The organism is Kosakonia sp. (assembly GCF_032104925.1).
In the GTDB taxonomy this organism is placed as follows: domain Bacteria; phylum Pseudomonadota; class Gammaproteobacteria; order Enterobacterales; family Enterobacteriaceae; genus Kosakonia.
The window spans coordinates 1-15,863 of record NZ_DAMCGF010000006.1; the positions used below are offsets into that span (position 1 = coordinate 1).

A 15,863-nucleotide genomic window follows, 5' to 3' on the forward strand; every position below is an offset into this window, starting at 1 on the left:
GTTTAATGGCTGGTTTACGCAAGGCTATCGAAGAGGGTAAATTAGAGAGCTTCGTCGCGGATTTTTACCAGCGTCAGGGGCGGTCTGTACCACCTTTGAACGTTGATTAATTTAATAATGAGGGAATTTGAATGAGCTTTTTTATTTCTGATGCGGTAGCAGCAGCAGGCGCACCGGCAGCCCAAAGCCAGTGGACGTTGATTCCGATGCTGGTGGTGTTCGGTCTGATTTTTTACTTCATGATCCTGCGCCCGCAGCAAAAACGCACGAAAGAGCATAAAAAGCTGATGGACTCCATCGCCAAAGGTGATGAAGTGCTGACCAATGGTGGTCTGATCGGCCGCGTGACCAAAGTAGCAGACACTGGCTACATTGCTATCGCACTGAACGACACCACCGAAGTGGTAATCAAACGTGACTTCGTAGCTGCCGTTCTGCCGAAAGGCACGATGAAGGCGCTGTAATCTATTGTTTTCCCAAAGGGAACTGCCGTGTTAAACCGTTATCCTTTGTGGAAGTACATTATGCTGGTCGTCGTCATTATCGTCGGCCTGCTTTACGCACTTCCCAACCTGTATGGTGAGGATCCGGCTGTTCAGATCACTGGCGTGCGCGGTGTCGCCGCCAGTGAGCAAACGCTGATCCAGGTCCAGAACGATCTACAAAAAGAAAAAATCAACGCGAAGTCTGTGGCACTGGAAGAGGGCGCGATTCTTGCTCGCTTCGATTCTACTGATACGCAGCTGCGCGCCCGCGAAGTGCTGGTCAGCGCGTTAGGCGATCAGTATGTTGTCGCGCTTAACCTTGCTCCGGCAACACCACGCTGGTTGACCGCCATTAAAGCCGAACCGATGAAACTCGGTCTCGATCTGCGCGGCGGTGTGCACTTCCTGATGGAAGTGGATATGCAAACAGCGCTCAGTAAACTGCAGGAACAAAACATGGACAGCCTGCGCAGCGATCTGCGCGACAAAGGCATTCCTTACACCACCGTGCGTAAGGAAGATAACTATGGCCTGAGCATTCAGTTCCGCGACAGCGCGGCGCGCGATCAGGCGAATGCTTACCTGACAGCCCGCCACCGCGATCTCGTTATCTCCAATCAGGATGACAACGTACTGCGCGCCGTGATGAGCGATGCTCGTCTGAGCGAAGCCCGCGAATATGCCGTTCAGCAGAACATCAATATCCTGCGTAACCGTGTAAACCAACTGGGCGTGGCTGAGCCACTGGTACAGCGGCAGGGTGCTGACCGTATCGTGGTTGAGCTGCCGGGGATTCAGGATACCGCGCGTGCGAAAGAGATTCTGGGCGCCACTGCGACGCTGGAATTCCGCCTCGTTAACAGCAGTGTGGATGCTTCTGCCGCCGCCGCTGGCCGTGTACCGGGTGACTCCGAAGTGAAACAGACGCGCGAAGGTCAGCCCGTTGTGCTGTACAAACGCGTGATCCTGACCGGCGACCATATCACCGACTCCACGTCCAGCCAGGATGAGTACAACCAACCGCAGGTGAACATTTCACTGGATAGCGCGGGTGGCAACATCATGTCTAACTTCACCAAGGACAATATCGGTAAACCGATGGCGACCTTGTTTGTGGAGTACAAAGACAGCGGTAAAAAAGATGCCAACGGACGTGCGGTGCTGGTGAAACAGGAAGAGGTGATTAACATCGCCAATATCCAGTCTCGCCTTGGCAACAGCTTCCGTATTACCGGTATCAGCAACCCGAACGAAGCGCGCCAGCTCTCCCTGCTGCTGCGTGCCGGTGCGCTGATTGCGCCGATTCAGATTGTTGAAGAACGCACCATTGGCCCAACGCTTGGTTCGCAGAACATCACGCAGGGTCTGGAAGCGTGCCTGGCAGGTCTGGTGGTTTCCATCATCTTTATGATCTTCTTCTATAAGAAGTTTGGTCTGATCGCCACGTCCGCGCTGATTGCCAACCTGGTGTTAATTGTCGGCATTATGTCGCTGTTGCCTGGCGCAACGCTGACGATGCCGGGGATTGCGGGTATCGTGTTAACTCTTGCGGTGGCGGTAGATGCTAACGTCTTGATAAACGAACGTATTAAAGAAGAGCTGAGCAATGGCCGTTCGGTGCAGCAGGCGATTCATGAAGGTTATCAGGGCGCGTTTTCATCCATTTTCGATGCGAACGTCACCACGTTGATCAAAGTGCTTATCCTTTACGCGGTAGGTACTGGTTCAATTAAAGGGTTTGCGATCACTACCGGTATCGGTGTGGCGACCTCAATGTTCACCGCTATTGTCGGTACCCGTGCCATCGTCAACCTGTTGTACGGCGGCAAACGCATTAACAAGCTGTCTATCTGAGGAGTGCGTTGTGGCACAGGATTATACTGTTGAACAATTGAACCACGGCCGTAAAGTCTGGGACTTTATGCGCTGGGACAACTGGGCTTTTATCATTTCCGGCGCGCTGCTGATCCTCTCCATCGTTGTGATGGGCGTTCGCGGCTTTAACTGGGGCCTGGATTTTACCGGTGGTACGGTTATCGAAATCTCGCTGGAAAAACCAGCGGATATGGATTTGATGCGTGACGCGCTGGAGAGAGCGGGCTTCCTGGAGCCGCTGCTGCAAAACTTCGGTAGCAGCCGCGACATCATGGTACGTATGCCGCCTGCTCAGGGCGAAACCGGTGGCCAGGTGCTGGGAAGTAAAGTCGTTAGCGTGATTAACGAAGCGACCAGCCAGAATGCTGCTGTAAAACGTATTGAGTTTGTCGGTCCGAGCGTGGGCGCTGATCTGGCGCAGACCGGTGGGATGGCGCTGCTGGTCGCGTTGATCAGTATTCTGGTTTATGTCGGTTTCCGCTTTGAGTGGCGTCTGGCGGCGGGCGTGGTTATCGCGCTGGCGCACGACGTTATTATCACCATGGGCGTACTCTCGCTGTTTCAGATTGAGATTGACCTGACCATCGTGGCGTCGCTGATGTCGGTAATTGGTTACTCACTTAACGACAGCATCGTGGTATCTGACCGTATTCGTGAGAACTTCCGCAAGATCCGCCGCGGTACGCCATACGAGATCTTTAACATCTCTCTGACGCAAACATTGCACCGTACGTTGATCACGTCCGGTACGACATTAGTCGTGATTTTGATGCTTTATCTCTTTGGCGGCGCGATGCTGAAGGGCTTCTCACTGACCATGCTTATCGGTGTTTCCATCGGTACGGCTTCGTCTATCTATGTCGCGTCTGCTCTGGCGCTGAAAATGGGGATGAAGCGCGAGCATTTACTGCAGCAGAAAGTGGAAAAAGAAGGGGCGGATCAGCCGTCTATTCTGCCGTAATCATTCGTTGCACAGAACAAACCGCAGCCATGTGCTGCGGTTTTTTTTATCTGTAGTATTTTTTCTATTTATAATAAAGGAGTGTTTATTTATTGAAGATATTAATCTGCTTTTTTTATTTTTATAAAATGTGAGCGCCTTTCCTTTATTCAATATTCATTCTGCATTGCCATTTTTTTTTGTTAAAGTGCGAGAACTCGTAATGCTATGGCTGTGACCAGAGATTTGTAAGCGTGTTGAAACCTAAAAAAGTGTTGATTGCTGATGATCACCCTATTTATTTAATGGGGATGCGAACGTTGCTCGCACCACTTTCCGCGCAATACCTCATTATTGATGAAGCCAGGACCGCCGATGAAGTTGTGGCAAAGCTGGAGCAGCACGCAACCGATATTCTGATAACCGATCTCAGCATGCCCGGAGAACGATACAACGATGGTCTGGCGCTCATTCAATTATTAAAAAGACGCTGGCCAGATTTGCTGATAATTGTCGTTTCGATGATCAATAACCCCGGAATTCAGCACTCGTTACTCCGTCTCGGAGTGCACAGAGTATTAAATAAAGCCAGTTTGTCGACAAAGCTATTACAGACATTGCAAGCGCTCACCTCGCCTGCTATTTCCCCAAAAACGAATACGCCGCAAGTGGACGCTGTAGCGCAACTTGAGGTGAGGCTAACGCCAAAAGAGAATGAGGTGCTGCGCCTGTTACTGCGCGGTATGACAGTGAACGATATCAGTACCCGGCTTAACAGGACGAAACAAACCGTCAGCGCACAGAAAAAAAGTGCCATGCGTAAACTGGGTGTCACCTCCGAGTACGAACTCTATCAATACTTACAGCAAATTGGATTAACAAGTTAACGACACGGAGTTTGTTATGCATGGAATGCAGACACTACTTGCGACGTACAGTGCTGAACAGCAGCGCACTCTCGCCCAACAGCTGCGTTTTTGCAGTGATTTAAATATCGCTACTGTGAATATAAGCGATGCGCATGATGCGCTTTCCCGTCACGTCTGGCACGCGCTACTGGTCGATTTAAGCGAGAATGCAAATTCAGGTGTTGCGTTAGTTGAGAAGCTACTCGCAGCGGAACTGGCAGGAGAATTAACACTACCTCCGTTATTACTGGCCTGCACAGACGATGAACAGGCGGAAACAGAATCAATGCTGCGTCTGAAAGGTTTCGATCATATTTTGTATTTTCCTTTATCTGAAGCGCGCTTACGCTGCGTATCTCAATCGAGGGATATGGCACAACCGGAACTGCATGAATTACATAAGCTGGCGAATCATCAGCAGACAGTCATTGATGCAATGCTCCCGAAACTTTTGCAAGCGTTGGCCAGTGATATTCAACAACTCGAAATCATCGCGCGGGCTGGAACACTTCTTCAGATCGCCAGGCTTGCCCACCGAATGAAATCTTCCTGGTATCTTTTGGGAATGCGCCGGGCGATACGCTGCTGCATTGTGATGGAACAATTGCCGAAGTTGATTGATGAGGGAGTTATAAATCAAAGAAGTATTTCTAAAATGCGTCAGCGTTTTATTTCGCTCATGTTTAAAGATTATAAGCAACTGGTTTTATTATTGGGTTGATTTATTGTGAGTATGCTCGCGTCGAATTATTAATAGGTTTCACATATTGCATCGACCAGCAATTGCAAACGGGAAAAGCGAATGTCTTCTTTTATTTTTCACCGTATTAAGTGGTGCATCTTTTTATTATCGCTCCTCTTTACTTGCTGCCTCGTAGTTAATGCTCGTCCGACAAATATCGCTTTTTATACAGCCGATATTTCCGGCAGCAGAGCAGCAGAAAAGCAAATAGCTCAAGCAACGCCTCCTGTCGGGTCGGCAGTCGTGAACACGTTTCCGGTGAATAATGCTGGGTTTGCTGCGCAAAAGAGCGTGTTCTGGCAGGGCGGGCGTCGTCATATCAAGGTCATTAGCCTGATGATGTTGGCGATTGTTGTCATCTCGATGCTGTGGATTATTTCGCTCAGACGCCAGGTCAACCAGCGCATACGTATGCAGCAGCGGCTTAAAGAGCAACTCTCCTGCATGAGCAATATGATGTTTTCCGTCCCCTGGCCGGTTGCGGTGCGTAATCTGCGCGGGGAGCTTGTCAGTTGTAATAGCCGCTATCTGGAAGAGATGAACGTCACGCGCGAAGAGGTGTATGGGAAAACCGTCGATGTTTTGCCTTTGCCGGATTTCATGATCCGCGAGTTTCACCGGGACTATCAACGGGTGATTACCACAGGTGTCCCGCACATGCGTGACAGGTTGCTGATGTTTAACCACTCTGCGCAATCACGCACTGTTTTTTACTGGATCATTCCTTTTCACGGGAGCGATGGCAGAAACAATGGTGTTTTAAGTGGCTGGATAGACATGACCGAGCGGCAGGAATTTATTCAGCAATTGAATGAAGCGAGGGATGAAGCCGTAGCGGCAAACCGGGCGAAGACGAATTTTCTCTCGGTGATGAGTCATGAAATTCGCACGCCGTTAAACGCAATCCTGGGCATTCTGGAACTGCAAATCAAACAGAATGTGCTGGCGCAACAGTCACAGCCCATGCTGGAAGTTGCGCACGATGCCGCAAAAAATTTACTCGCTGTCGTGGGGGATATCCTGGATATTTCACGGATTGAATCGGGCCGTATGGCAATAGCGCCGCGAAAAGAGGAGCTGATTGCGTTGACACGCTCGGTGGCGCTGTTATTCAAAGAGGCGACCGATCAAAAACAGCTAACTATTAATATGCATGTCGAAGGTGGCGATCGGTGTCTGCTAAAAATTGACCCTCATCGTTATAAACAGATCCTTTCTAACTTGCTAAGTAATGCGGTTAAATTTACTCGCAAAGGTTCAATAGAGGTCATTCTAAAACATGAACCGGCTGTTGAGGGGATGATTGCGGTTTCGCTGACCGTTAAAGACACCGGCATCGGGATTACGCCCGAAGACCAAAAAAGACTTTTTAAACCCTTCACCCAGTTGGGTTCCGATAAAGACGCCTCGCGGCTCGGCTCAGGGCTGGGGCTGTTTATCTGCCGTACCCTGTGTGAACTGATGAAAGGCGAATTAACGCTGGAAAGTACTCCAGGCGTAGGTACTGCGGTCCATGTGCGCCTGCGCCTGCCTGCTGTGGCGATAAATCCCGCTGAGCTCGTGTCGATTGCGCCAGTAAGGCGCTCATCTTGTGGCGTTAAACGGGTACTCATTGTTGATGATTACCCGCCAAACCTTATGTTGTTGCGTCATCAACTCGAATTTCTCGGTCATCAGGTCAGCGAAGCAACGAATGGAGAAGAAGCGCTAACCCTTTGGCTGATGACCCGCAATTACGATTACATACTGATTGATTGCAACATGCCGGTGATGGATGGTTTCACGCTTGCAAAGCTGATACGTGCGGAAGAGCTGCGCTCCGCAGAGACGCGTGCAACCCTGTTGGGGTTTACCGCCATTGCGCAAGCCGAGGTTGTTGAACAGTGCATCGCGGCAGGAATGGATGGCTGTTTGTTCAAGCCTTGCAGTCAGGAAGTTATCAATAAATGGATTAAATAACCGGTGATAATTTTAAAGTTCTACATAAAGGCCTGAGTGGGAAAATACAGAGGCCTTTTCATTTACCGGGTAATAGATTAAATGCGGGACAGCGATTTACATGGCGATATCAAACATCCGCGTCTGAAATAATAAACAGTAAAGCTGGCAATCCGTTCGCACATTTAGTTTTCCCATGGCGCGGAGTTTATGTGCGCTGACTGTTTTAATACTGATATTCATGCGTTTGGAAATCGTTGTTAACGAAAGCCCGCGGCACAGTAAGCGTAATACCTCACTTTCGCGCGTTGATAATTCCTGCGGTGCCAGCGCATCGCGGCGGAAAAGTGAATCCATTAGCCCTCGTTCAATATAGACTTCGTCCATCAGCACGGTAGTAATGGCACGCCAGAGCGTTCGTTCGCTGGTGTTACGGCTGATATAGCCTTTGGCACCCGCCTCCAGCGCAATACGAATAAGATTCGTATTGTTATAAGGGGATAAAACGATGGTTTTTGTATTGGGGTAACGGCTTGAAATCCATTTCACCAGCGCAACGCCATCGAGCTCCGACACAGGGTTACCGGTTTTAATGGTGTGCAGGCCATAACCCAGAAAGAGAAGGTCCACTTTTTTACTGGCGAGAATATCAAGAAGCTCTGTTTGCTCATTGGTATCACCGATAACGTCGATATCAAGTTTATCGGTATTAAGATTGCTGTTTTTTAGTGAGTTAATCATCGAGGTCATTCCCCGACGTATAATTGCATGCTCATCCACAATTAAAATATTAATGGGCATAGATTAACCTCCTAAACCTGCCTGAGGAATGTAAGCGGGATAGAGAAGATACGATGTTCTATTCCTGTTTTCTATCTGACCAGTAAGAAAAATGACCATTATATTTAAGCCTGGTTTGTAAGGTGTGATAAATAAACCGTCAACGTTATTTTCAGGGCTGCTCGTTATATTCCTGAAATGGATAGATTCCCATTCAACAATTGTTGAGGTGATGAGTCAGGTTATTCGTATTATCATTGCGGGTGGGGGATTGATGATGCCCCCGGCAATATCACGCAGTTTAAAAATAGTAATCCACGGAGAGTTGCCAGCGCCTGTCTGGCTGCACGCTATAAGTCTTTTTCACCTCAGCGCGGTAGATTTTTTGCCACTGAAGGGCGATATCCACCGAATTCAGGTGACGCCTTAGCTCCACAAATGCCATATTTTTCTGGCGCTGCAAATCCCGCTGCCAAATCAGATTGAAATCATACTGGTCGGCGATGTCTTTCCAGTATGCCTGAAATAGTGCACCACGGCGTGGTGTCAGCCCGTCTTGTGCTAACTGCGCTGTGCTGTCTGCGGGAGCGGCGGCAATCTGCGCGGCAATATAAGGGGGCGCTGCACGAAGTGCGGAGATGGCCTTTTTGCTGTCGGCACTGCCGTTATAGTGGCCCTCCAGGCGCAGAGTTAGATGGTTCTCGCCAGTCCAGGTTAAACCAACGGCTACACGGTTACGCCACGCCGTATCCCACTGGCTTTCGGGCAGCGCTTCCTGCCAGTTGAAGGGCTGGCGTCCTCCCGCCCATTCAGCATAGACCAGCGCGGAGCGCGACAGCACCCGCGAAAGATTTACGCCCAACTGTGCAGAGCGGTGTTCTTCCTGTAGCAGCAACAATTGCGGATTAAGGTTTTCGGCAAAGCGATAGCTTCCCGCCAGCAAGACGCGTTCCCGGGGATTACTGGCATTCCAGTCCAGGCTGGCGCTGTTCTGCCGCCGGCTGGCACTGATTTTTGGCGACCAGATCACCGTTGCAGCCGCCTTGTCCCAAAACTTTTGCAAACGGATCATCGCATTGCCCAGACGGTTACTGCGCAACGACTCCGGATCGGCCGAAATGGCTGAACGCACCGTACCGCGACCAAGAAAGTCGGTAGGGTTGTAGCCCAGCGCAACGCCATAACGGGTGTTAATGCGCCCGACATCGACGGAAGCCTGAGAGGTCAGCGCATGGCTAAGCCAGGCTTCACGCAACGTATTGATATTGCGGTTTTGGCGCAAGTGGCTGGAGAAACGGCTGTCGAAGCGGTTCGAAAGTACAACCCGCCAGTTGCGTAACAGGTTTTTGTCCCAGCGCATATCCAGTGACACGCGTTGTTCTTTGGCGCTGTTTTCGTTCAGGCTACCGGCAATTTCGAGTAGTGCACTCAGCGCCTTGTTTTCCACGGCGGTAAACTCGGTTTTATCCGCCAGTTCAAGCGCCGCCATGGTGCTGTCCTGCTGTGCGCTGGCAGAGGCGTTGCACAGCGCGCCGAGTGCGATGAACCAGCTTAAGTGCGCGCGCGTTGCCTTCATTGATCTGTATCCTTAAAGTGCGCCAGATAATCGCGTTGTAGCCACGCTTCCGGAACATCCCGCCAGGCAAAATTCTGCTGGCGCAGAACAGTAACAAGCTGGGCGTTGACGCCATCTATGATCACCGCCTCGGTGGGACGCACACCGCCCAGCGCGGGTTCGTAGCGACGATACCAGGTCGTTTTCAGCAGGTTGCCATTAACGGCGTAAAACTCCGCTTTACGGCTTTTGAAATCGTTTTTATCGACCCAAAGATCCATCGAAGGGTACGGCGCGTCCGGATTGGTTGCGACCAAATGCAAGTGGTAGCAGTCGCGCATTTGCTTTTCACCATCCATGATCTGCTCTTCCGCCAGCAGGCTTGCCTTGTAATCTTCAGCCCAGTTTGCTGTTACGACATCGCCGTTAGACGCTTGCCCCAACAGGCGCTGTTGCGGGGAAATTGGCACGCTCGCCTGGCTTGCCGGGTCATAAAGCCAGAGATCGCGACCGCTTTTCAGGGTCAATTTACCCGCATCGCGTTGCGGGCTGATAAAGCGCAGCAGGCTGCGGAATTGGCCGCCATTCGGCGATGCGCGCGAGTAAAGTACCAGTTTGCTGGTGTCGTTCTGCTTGCCGTTTTTATAGCTAATGAGCGTTGTGACCAGGCTAAAGGAGCGATCCGGGTTACGCACCTCGTCGCTTTTTTTCAGGATTTGTTGCGCATCAAGCGCGGCACTTGCTGGCATAGCGGCCAACAGGAGCCACACCAGGCACAATGGTGCCAGTGGTTTCTTTTGCAATTGCATGACGTTCTTCCTTGTTAATAGATGAAGGGCAGGAGTCAGATATGGCGCAGCGCCTCGACGATCGAGACATTCGCCGCGCGGCGTGCAGGCCACCACGATGAGATCACGGTTATTAGCAACAACACACCGACCACACTGCTAATCATTGCCCACTCTCCCCACACGCTGATATGGATCCTGATTGGCACTGTCACGCCGGGAGGCTGCCAGGTAAGCCCGGCGTGATTAATCAGAAACGCCAGCAATAAAGAGACGATGACCCCGATAATCGAGCCAAACATCCCCAGGAGCGAGCCTTCGCTGAGGAACAGGCGCTGGATATCACGCCGTTTCTGCCCGACAGCACGCAGCGTACCAATCTCCACCGTGCGCTCCATTACCGCCATTCCCATGGTGTTAGTTACGGTAAATAATGCGATGGCGAGGATAAGAACCAGCATGAAATTGAGCATATTGGCGAACATTTTCAGCACCTGGTTATACAACGGCTGTAGCTCGGTGAAGTCGTATACTGCCAGTGGGTAATCCGCGAGTTCGCTGGTAAAAAGCTGCTGGAGACGCGCTCGCGCTGCCGCCAGTTGCGAGGTGCTGTGCAGTTGCAGGATGATTGCCGTCACGCCTGGCGTCTCCTGACCAAACAGCAGTTGTTGCGCCTGGTGCAGGTGGATGCCGACGAAGCTATCATCCAGCTCGCGAGCGGGTTGCGGCTGAATCCCTTCCACTTTAACGCGCACAATATTTGGCGCACCGTTACCGGAAGCCGCCAGCAGTTCGATGTAATTATCACTGTCCGCAGCGTGTGCCTGCCGCGCTTGTTGCGACAGTTGCAAAAGATCGCTTGGGAGATCGGCGGCGTGGTTCTCTTTGGCTGGTGGAGCACTGCAAGGCTGGTTTCTGGCGAGGTTGCACAGTTGCAGCAAACGCGCCAGACCGCCGCCAATAAATGCCGAATCCGCTGCGGCACCAGAGTATATCTGGCGGTTTTGCAGGAAATCCCCGAGGTGGTATTCGTCCCATTTGTTCAGTTGTACTTTTCCTGCGGCTTCACTGCCGTAAATAAGTGCCGGACGTGACGTCCCGACCGCGTAATGCCCGGCGATGCCTGTCAGCATGAGCACTGGTGTGCTGACGGTGAGCATTGGTTGCAGTACCGGATCGTGGGCAATGATATCCATCACTTTCTGGTAATGGCGGATGCTGTATTGCGCCGGGTTTCCCGTACCGTGCAGTAAATAATCCCGATGCTGGATTTGCAAATGACCGGTGCTACGCACAAAAGTCGTTTGCAAACTGTATTTGATCGAGTGGTTATAACCGCCAAACAGCAGAATACCGACGGCGCCAACCACGATGGCGCAAAGCGTTGATAAGGTACGGCGACGGTTACGCAGAAGGTTGCGCAGCGCGTGTTTCAGCGTTTTTAGTTTCAGCATGTTCTCTCCTTATCAAGCCCCCGGACCGTTCACACTGCCATCGTGGACGACATACAGGTCATCGGCCTCGGCAATCACCTGCGGATCGTGGGAAGAGAACACCACCGTGACGGCATGCTCCTGCTGCAAACGCCGTAACAGCTGTAAAATGGATTTGCCGGTTTTGCTGTCAAGATTCGCCGTGGGTTCGTCGGCCACCACCAGCGCTGGGCGGTGAATAAGCGCCCGGGCGATGGCGACGCGCTGGCGCTGCCCGCCAGAGAGCTGGTTCGGCAATGAATCGGCTTTATCGCCAAGACCGACGCTCTCGAGCATGTCGTTGACCGCCTGTTTGCGCCAGGCCGCCGTTCGATGCTGTGCGAGAAGTGGAATTTCGACATTTTCACGTGCGGTCAGCACCGGGATAAGATTGAAGTTCTGAAAGATAAATCCAAGGTTACGGGCGCGAAAAGCGCTGCACTGGTCATCATTGAGGCTGTTCATTTCGCGATCGGCAATCACCAGACGGCCACTGTCGGGCGTATCGATGCCGCCGATTAAGTTCAGTAGTGTCGTTTTGCCACTGCCGGACTGACCGGATAATACGGTAAACCGTTTTGCTGCAATGTTGAGCGTCACCTCTTTTAATGCGTCAACACGAACCTGTCCTAACAAATAACTTTTACTGACGGCCTGCATTTCAACTGCCCACATCGTTCCCTGTTCCTTAGCGTGTAATTCCTGTTTGTGTCGGCTACCCATTACGGCAGGGGGCGGAGTTTATAGATATCATTTTGCTTTGAATATATAGCCTGCTCATTAATGCTTTGATTAATTATGTTTTTCGGATAATTATCGCGGCGGAACGGAAAATAGTAAGACGATCCCTACTGACAATATGCTGTCAGTAGCCCTCTGGCAGACTCGCTGTGTTGATTTTTTTAACGCAGAGGAACAGAGCATGAATACATTAGTGAATTGGTTTGAATTACCGGTACAGCAACTGGATCGTGCGGTAGCGTTTTATGAGCATGTATTGGGCGGTCAGTTTCGCCACGAGAGCGTAGCCGGTATCGAAATGGCGGTATTTCCCCATGTCAAACCCGCCACCGGCGGTGCGCTGGTAAAAGGACCAATGTTCCAGCCGGTAAGCGGTGGTACAGTGGTTTACCTGGCGACGGCAAACCTTGCGGCTGCGCTGGAGCGCGTGCGTGAAAAGGGCGGTGAATGCTGTTTTGGCCCGGAAGTATTGCCGCAGGGCATTGGTACTATTGCCCTGATTATTGACAGTGAGGGTAACCGGGTTGGACTGCATCAACCTGCATGAACCACTGATGCCCGCGCTGAAAGCGCGGGCTTTTCCTCAACCGGATAAGTTATGAGCCGCCGTGCTGATCGATTGTTTCAGATAGTTCAGGTTTTGCGTACCCGGCGTCGCGTGACCGCGGCGCTCCTGGCCGAGCGGCTGGAGGTTTCTGAACGCACCATTTACCGCGACATTCGCGATTTGTCGCTCTCCGGCGTACCGATTCAGGGCGAAGCGGGTAGTGGCTACCGTTTGCTGCCCGGTTTCGATTTGCCGCCGTTAATGTTTACCGGTCTGGAGGTTGAAGCATTAATTGCCGCTATCGGTATGTTACAAACCTGGAGCGGCGATACGCTGGCACAGGCTGCCGGTTCGGCGCAGGAAAAACTTTTGGCAGTGCTACCCTACGACAAGCGCATTACGGCTGAACGCAACCGCATCGTTTCACCCAATTTTGATAAATACCCGCAGGTACGCGTCTGGTTTGATGTGATGCACCAGGCGATGCGGCTGCATCAGGAGCTGCATCTGCATTATGAAGACGACAAAGGAAAAGCCTCGGAGCGGGTGATCCATCCGTTAGGATTGTCGTTTATGGGAAGCGTGTGGGTACTGGTGTCGTGGTGTACGTTACGCGATGACTATCGTTGTTTTCGTCTCGATCGCTGCACGTCGGTTGCTTTTACAGGCAAGACATTTACGGAACGCGCGGACAGAACGATGCAGGATTTCGTTAACCTGCAGAAAGCGCGCTTTCAATAAAAAAGCCGACCATAGGTCGGCTTTTTGCAATGCAGTGGGATTAGAAGTTGTAACCAACAACCAGGTAACCACCCCAACCGGTAGAACGCACATAGCTATCGCCCAGGGCTGCATCATCTTTGAACTGACCGCCATTGTGCCAGTAACGCGCAACCACAGAGTAGTGCCAGTGATCATAGCCCAGGGAGAGGATATGGCTGGAGGCAATCGAGTTGTTGGTGCGGAACTGTTCGCCGTTAACATAGTAGCGGCTGTCACCCAGTTTTGAGCCCCAGTCAAAGTTGGTAAAACCGATATAGCTCAGTTGGCCGCCCCACAGGCTGGTGATCGGCACGAAATATTTCACTTTGAAACGGTAACCGTCCCACTCGTTCTGGTTTGGCGCATCGTAGTTCTGCCACTGGTATTTCGCATAGACGTTCAGGGAGAGGCTCATCGGCAGACCGGTGTCGATGTCGGTACCCAGGCCCATGTACCAGGTGCTCTGGCGACCGGAGGCGTTGCGACCCATGTCGTAAATGTAGTTGTTGGCGAAGTACCACTCTTTGAACGGACCGAAACTCAGGTCGGTTCCAGTCAGTTTATCAATAGAGAAACGCGGCTCGATTTCCATAAACAGCGGCGAACCGTGGTTCCAGATCCCCTTCGCACCGGTGTTACCACCGAAGAAGACCGGCGCATCCAGGTAGCCGTAGAAATCAAACCAATCTTTCTTGGCGAACGCTTCATATTCCAGATAAGTATCGTTACGCGGAACAGGTCCGAAACGGGTGTGGTAACTGCCCACCACGTTTACGCTCTGGTGCCACCAGTCGGAAACGTATTCAGGTTTGCTGTTTTCCGCTGCGTTAGCAGTAAAAGAAGCGGAAAGCGCCAGAGCAGCACCGGCTGCGAGAATTGTTTTTTTCATCATTACGCCACTGATTGAGATCCCAGACGGGAGTGAAAGAAAGCACGCATGGAGTTTCTAAATGTTTCATATTTCTGCGCGCCTATTATAAGTATCCGCGTTCACAAAAATATGTGTTGTTTCACATTATTGACACACGCGTAATCGATTGCGTTCACGTTTGCGTGCAATAAACGACGGCGATTGTACTGGCATTTATCGATATTGCAAATTGGTGAATGTGATGAAGAGATGACAAAAAAGAAGAAAATGCATGACAGAGAGTAAGAAAGGGCGACAGCGTCGCCCCAGATGTTACTGCAAATTGGCGGGCTGGATATCATGAATGCGGACAAAGCCTAACTGTTCTGGCGTGATGCCGTTAAGTTGCAGCGGAATATCAACGTCGCTCGGTGCGAGTGTACTGGCCGGTGCGTTAATCAGTTGGTTTTGTACATTCACTTCCTGATAGTTCTCGGTGGTGCCCTGAATTTGTCCCCACTCAACGGTGCCGCTAAAAGCCGGTAACGGATCGTTGGATTCGCCCTGGATCCGCAACACGACGCGGGTTCCCGCTGCATTCGGCGCGATATTTTGCAACGACATTCGCAGCATACCGATTTGGCTATTCAAGCGGGCGGGCGTGTTCGCACCGGGCAGCAGGTAAACGCCGCTCCCGGATTTGGCATTCAGCGTGTTCTGCTGGGTGATTTTCACCGTCTCTTTGTTCAGCTTGCTCATTTCATTATTTAGCGTACTGACACTTTGGTGAAGCTGGCGAACTTCGCTTTGCTGGGCGCAGGCACTGAGGGCAAAAAGGCTTCCCAGTAACAGGGTTCTTAGGTAACGTCTTGTCATTGTGTCTGTTTCCTTGGATAGGATCTTCTCTGTAATGGTAGATCGCAACGGCCTCGTTGCCATCGATCCATTGTCTCAAAAACGGTCTGCCTTTGTTGTCATGCCAGTTCAGGGTAAAATAGATTTCAGTTAACTCTAACATCAGGACGCCGTATGCATTGCCCATTCTGTTTCGCCGTGGATACCAAAGTTATCGATTCTCGCCTGGTGGGTGAAGGTTCATCCGTTCGCCGTCGCCGGCAGTGCCTGGTCTGCAATGAGCGTTTCACCACCTTTGAAGTGGCGGAGCTTGTGATGCCGCGCGTCGTGAAAAGCAATGATGTGCGTGAACCTTTCAATGAAGAGAAGCTGCGTCGTGGCATGTTAAAAGCGCTCGAAAAGCGCCCGGTCAGCGCAGATGACGTCGAAATGGCGCTGAATCACATTAAATCGCAACTTCGCGCAACCGGCGAAAGGGAAGTGCCGAGTAAGATGATTGGCAATTTGGTGATGGAGCAGCTGAAAAAGCTCGATAAAGTGGCCTATGTCCGCTTTGCCTCCGTTTACCGTAGCTTTGAAGATATTCGCGAATTTGGCGAAGAGATCGCCCGTCTACAGGACTAAT

The 15,863-nt window shown here is 51.4% G+C and carries 17 protein-coding genes; 10 read left to right on the plus strand and 7 right to left on the minus strand.

Going from position 1 to position 15,863, the window contains the following annotated elements; translation table 11 throughout:
• From RT644_RS13540 to RT644_RS13570, 7 genes are all read left to right on the plus strand, one after another.
• On the plus strand, nt 1-110 hold a 110-nt coding region (locus tag RT644_RS13540; protein ID WP_313627188.1), incomplete at its 5' end, for a hypothetical protein.
• 21 nt (nt 111-131) lie between these two features.
• Nucleotides 132-464 carry a preprotein translocase subunit YajC gene (gene yajC, locus RT644_RS13545; RefSeq protein WP_020456740.1) on the plus strand — a complete coding sequence of 111 codons (333 nt, stop codon included), beginning with the start codon at nt 132-134 and terminating at the stop codon, nt 462-464.
• Nucleotides 465-491: 27 nt separating this feature from the next.
• Nucleotides 492-2,339: a protein translocase subunit SecD gene (secD, locus tag RT644_RS13550; protein ID WP_313627040.1), complete on the plus strand. Its 1,848-nt coding sequence runs from the start codon at nt 492-494 to the stop codon at nt 2,337-2,339.
• 10 nt (nt 2,340-2,349) lie between these two features.
• The gene (gene secF, locus RT644_RS13555) at nt 2,350-3,321 is read left to right on the plus strand and encodes a protein translocase subunit SecF (protein ID WP_313627041.1); all 972 of its coding nucleotides are present in this window, start codon (nt 2,350-2,352) and stop codon (nt 3,319-3,321) included.
• 233 nt (nt 3,322-3,554) lie between these two features.
• On the plus strand, nt 3,555-4,187 hold the full coding sequence (locus tag RT644_RS13560; RefSeq protein ID WP_097406303.1) for a response regulator: 633 nt from the start codon (nt 3,555-3,557) through the stop codon (nt 4,185-4,187).
• Nucleotides 4,188-4,203: 16 nt separating this feature from the next.
• The gene (locus RT644_RS13565; protein ID WP_313627043.1) at nt 4,204-4,929 is read left to right on the plus strand and encodes an Hpt domain-containing protein; all 726 of its coding nucleotides are present in this window, start codon (nt 4,204-4,206) and stop codon (nt 4,927-4,929) included.
• Between the two features lie 81 nt (nt 4,930-5,010).
• Nucleotides 5,011-6,909 (plus strand): ATP-binding protein, encoded by a 1,899-nt coding sequence (locus tag RT644_RS13570; protein WP_313627045.1) that lies wholly within the window; start codon nt 5,011-5,013, stop codon nt 6,907-6,909.
• A 96-nt stretch (nt 6,910-7,005) separates the two neighbouring features.
• Here the strand turns inward: RT644_RS13570 and RT644_RS13575 are convergent, their stop codons facing one another.
• The 5 genes from RT644_RS13575 to RT644_RS13595 form a co-directional block, all read right to left on the minus strand.
• Entirely contained in the window at nt 7,006-7,689 is a 684-nt protein-coding gene (locus tag RT644_RS13575; RefSeq protein WP_313627046.1) for a response regulator transcription factor, read from the minus strand.
• Nucleotides 7,690-7,969: 280 nt separating this feature from the next.
• On the minus strand, nt 7,970-9,244 hold the full coding sequence (locus RT644_RS13580; RefSeq protein WP_313627048.1) for a hypothetical protein: 1,275 nt from the start codon (nt 9,242-9,244) through the stop codon (nt 7,970-7,972).
• Nucleotides 9,241-10,032 (minus strand): outer membrane lipoprotein-sorting protein, encoded by a 792-nt coding sequence (locus RT644_RS13585; RefSeq protein WP_020456748.1) that lies wholly within the window; start codon nt 10,030-10,032, stop codon nt 9,241-9,243. Before RT644_RS13585 ends, RT644_RS13580 begins: the two co-directional genes overlap by 4 nt.
• Before the next feature lie 35 nt (nt 10,033-10,067).
• Nucleotides 10,068-11,465: an ABC transporter permease gene (locus RT644_RS13590; RefSeq protein WP_020456749.1), complete on the minus strand. Its 1,398-nt coding sequence runs from the start codon at nt 11,463-11,465 to the stop codon at nt 10,068-10,070.
• Between the two features lie 12 nt (nt 11,466-11,477).
• Nucleotides 11,478-12,158, minus strand: coding sequence for an ABC transporter ATP-binding protein (locus RT644_RS13595; RefSeq protein ID WP_045509262.1), 681 nt, complete (start codon nt 12,156-12,158; stop codon nt 11,478-11,480).
• Nucleotides 12,159-12,405: 247 nt separating this feature from the next.
• On the opposite strand from RT644_RS13595, the gene RT644_RS13600 reads away from it, so the two are divergent.
• Both RT644_RS13600 and RT644_RS13605 read left to right on the plus strand, forming a co-directional pair.
• Nucleotides 12,406-12,771 carry a VOC family protein gene (locus tag RT644_RS13600; protein ID WP_020456751.1) on the plus strand — a complete coding sequence of 122 codons (366 nt, stop codon included), beginning with the start codon at nt 12,406-12,408 and terminating at the stop codon, nt 12,769-12,771.
• Between the two features lie 51 nt (nt 12,772-12,822).
• Nucleotides 12,823-13,512 carry a helix-turn-helix transcriptional regulator gene (locus RT644_RS13605; RefSeq protein ID WP_045509259.1) on the plus strand — a complete coding sequence of 230 codons (690 nt, stop codon included), beginning with the start codon at nt 12,823-12,825 and terminating at the stop codon, nt 13,510-13,512.
• Between the two features lie 40 nt (nt 13,513-13,552).
• Here the strand turns inward: RT644_RS13605 and RT644_RS13610 are convergent, their stop codons facing one another.
• Together RT644_RS13610 and RT644_RS13615 are read right to left on the minus strand one after the other, a co-directional pair.
• A complete protein-coding gene (locus tag RT644_RS13610) occupies nt 13,553-14,422 on the minus strand; it encodes a nucleoside-specific channel-forming protein Tsx (protein WP_097406294.1) in 870 nt (289 codons plus the stop codon).
• Between the two features lie 294 nt (nt 14,423-14,716).
• Nucleotides 14,717-15,259 (minus strand): DUF3251 domain-containing protein, encoded by a 543-nt coding sequence (locus tag RT644_RS13615; protein ID WP_017458859.1) that lies wholly within the window; start codon nt 15,257-15,259, stop codon nt 14,717-14,719.
• Between the two features lie 153 nt (nt 15,260-15,412).
• Between RT644_RS13615 and nrdR the strand changes: the two genes are divergently transcribed.
• Complete coding sequence (gene nrdR, locus RT644_RS13620) at nt 15,413-15,862, plus strand: transcriptional regulator NrdR (protein WP_017458860.1); 450 nt, start codon at nt 15,413-15,415, stop codon at nt 15,860-15,862.
• Nucleotide 15,863: the final 1 nt, after the last annotated feature.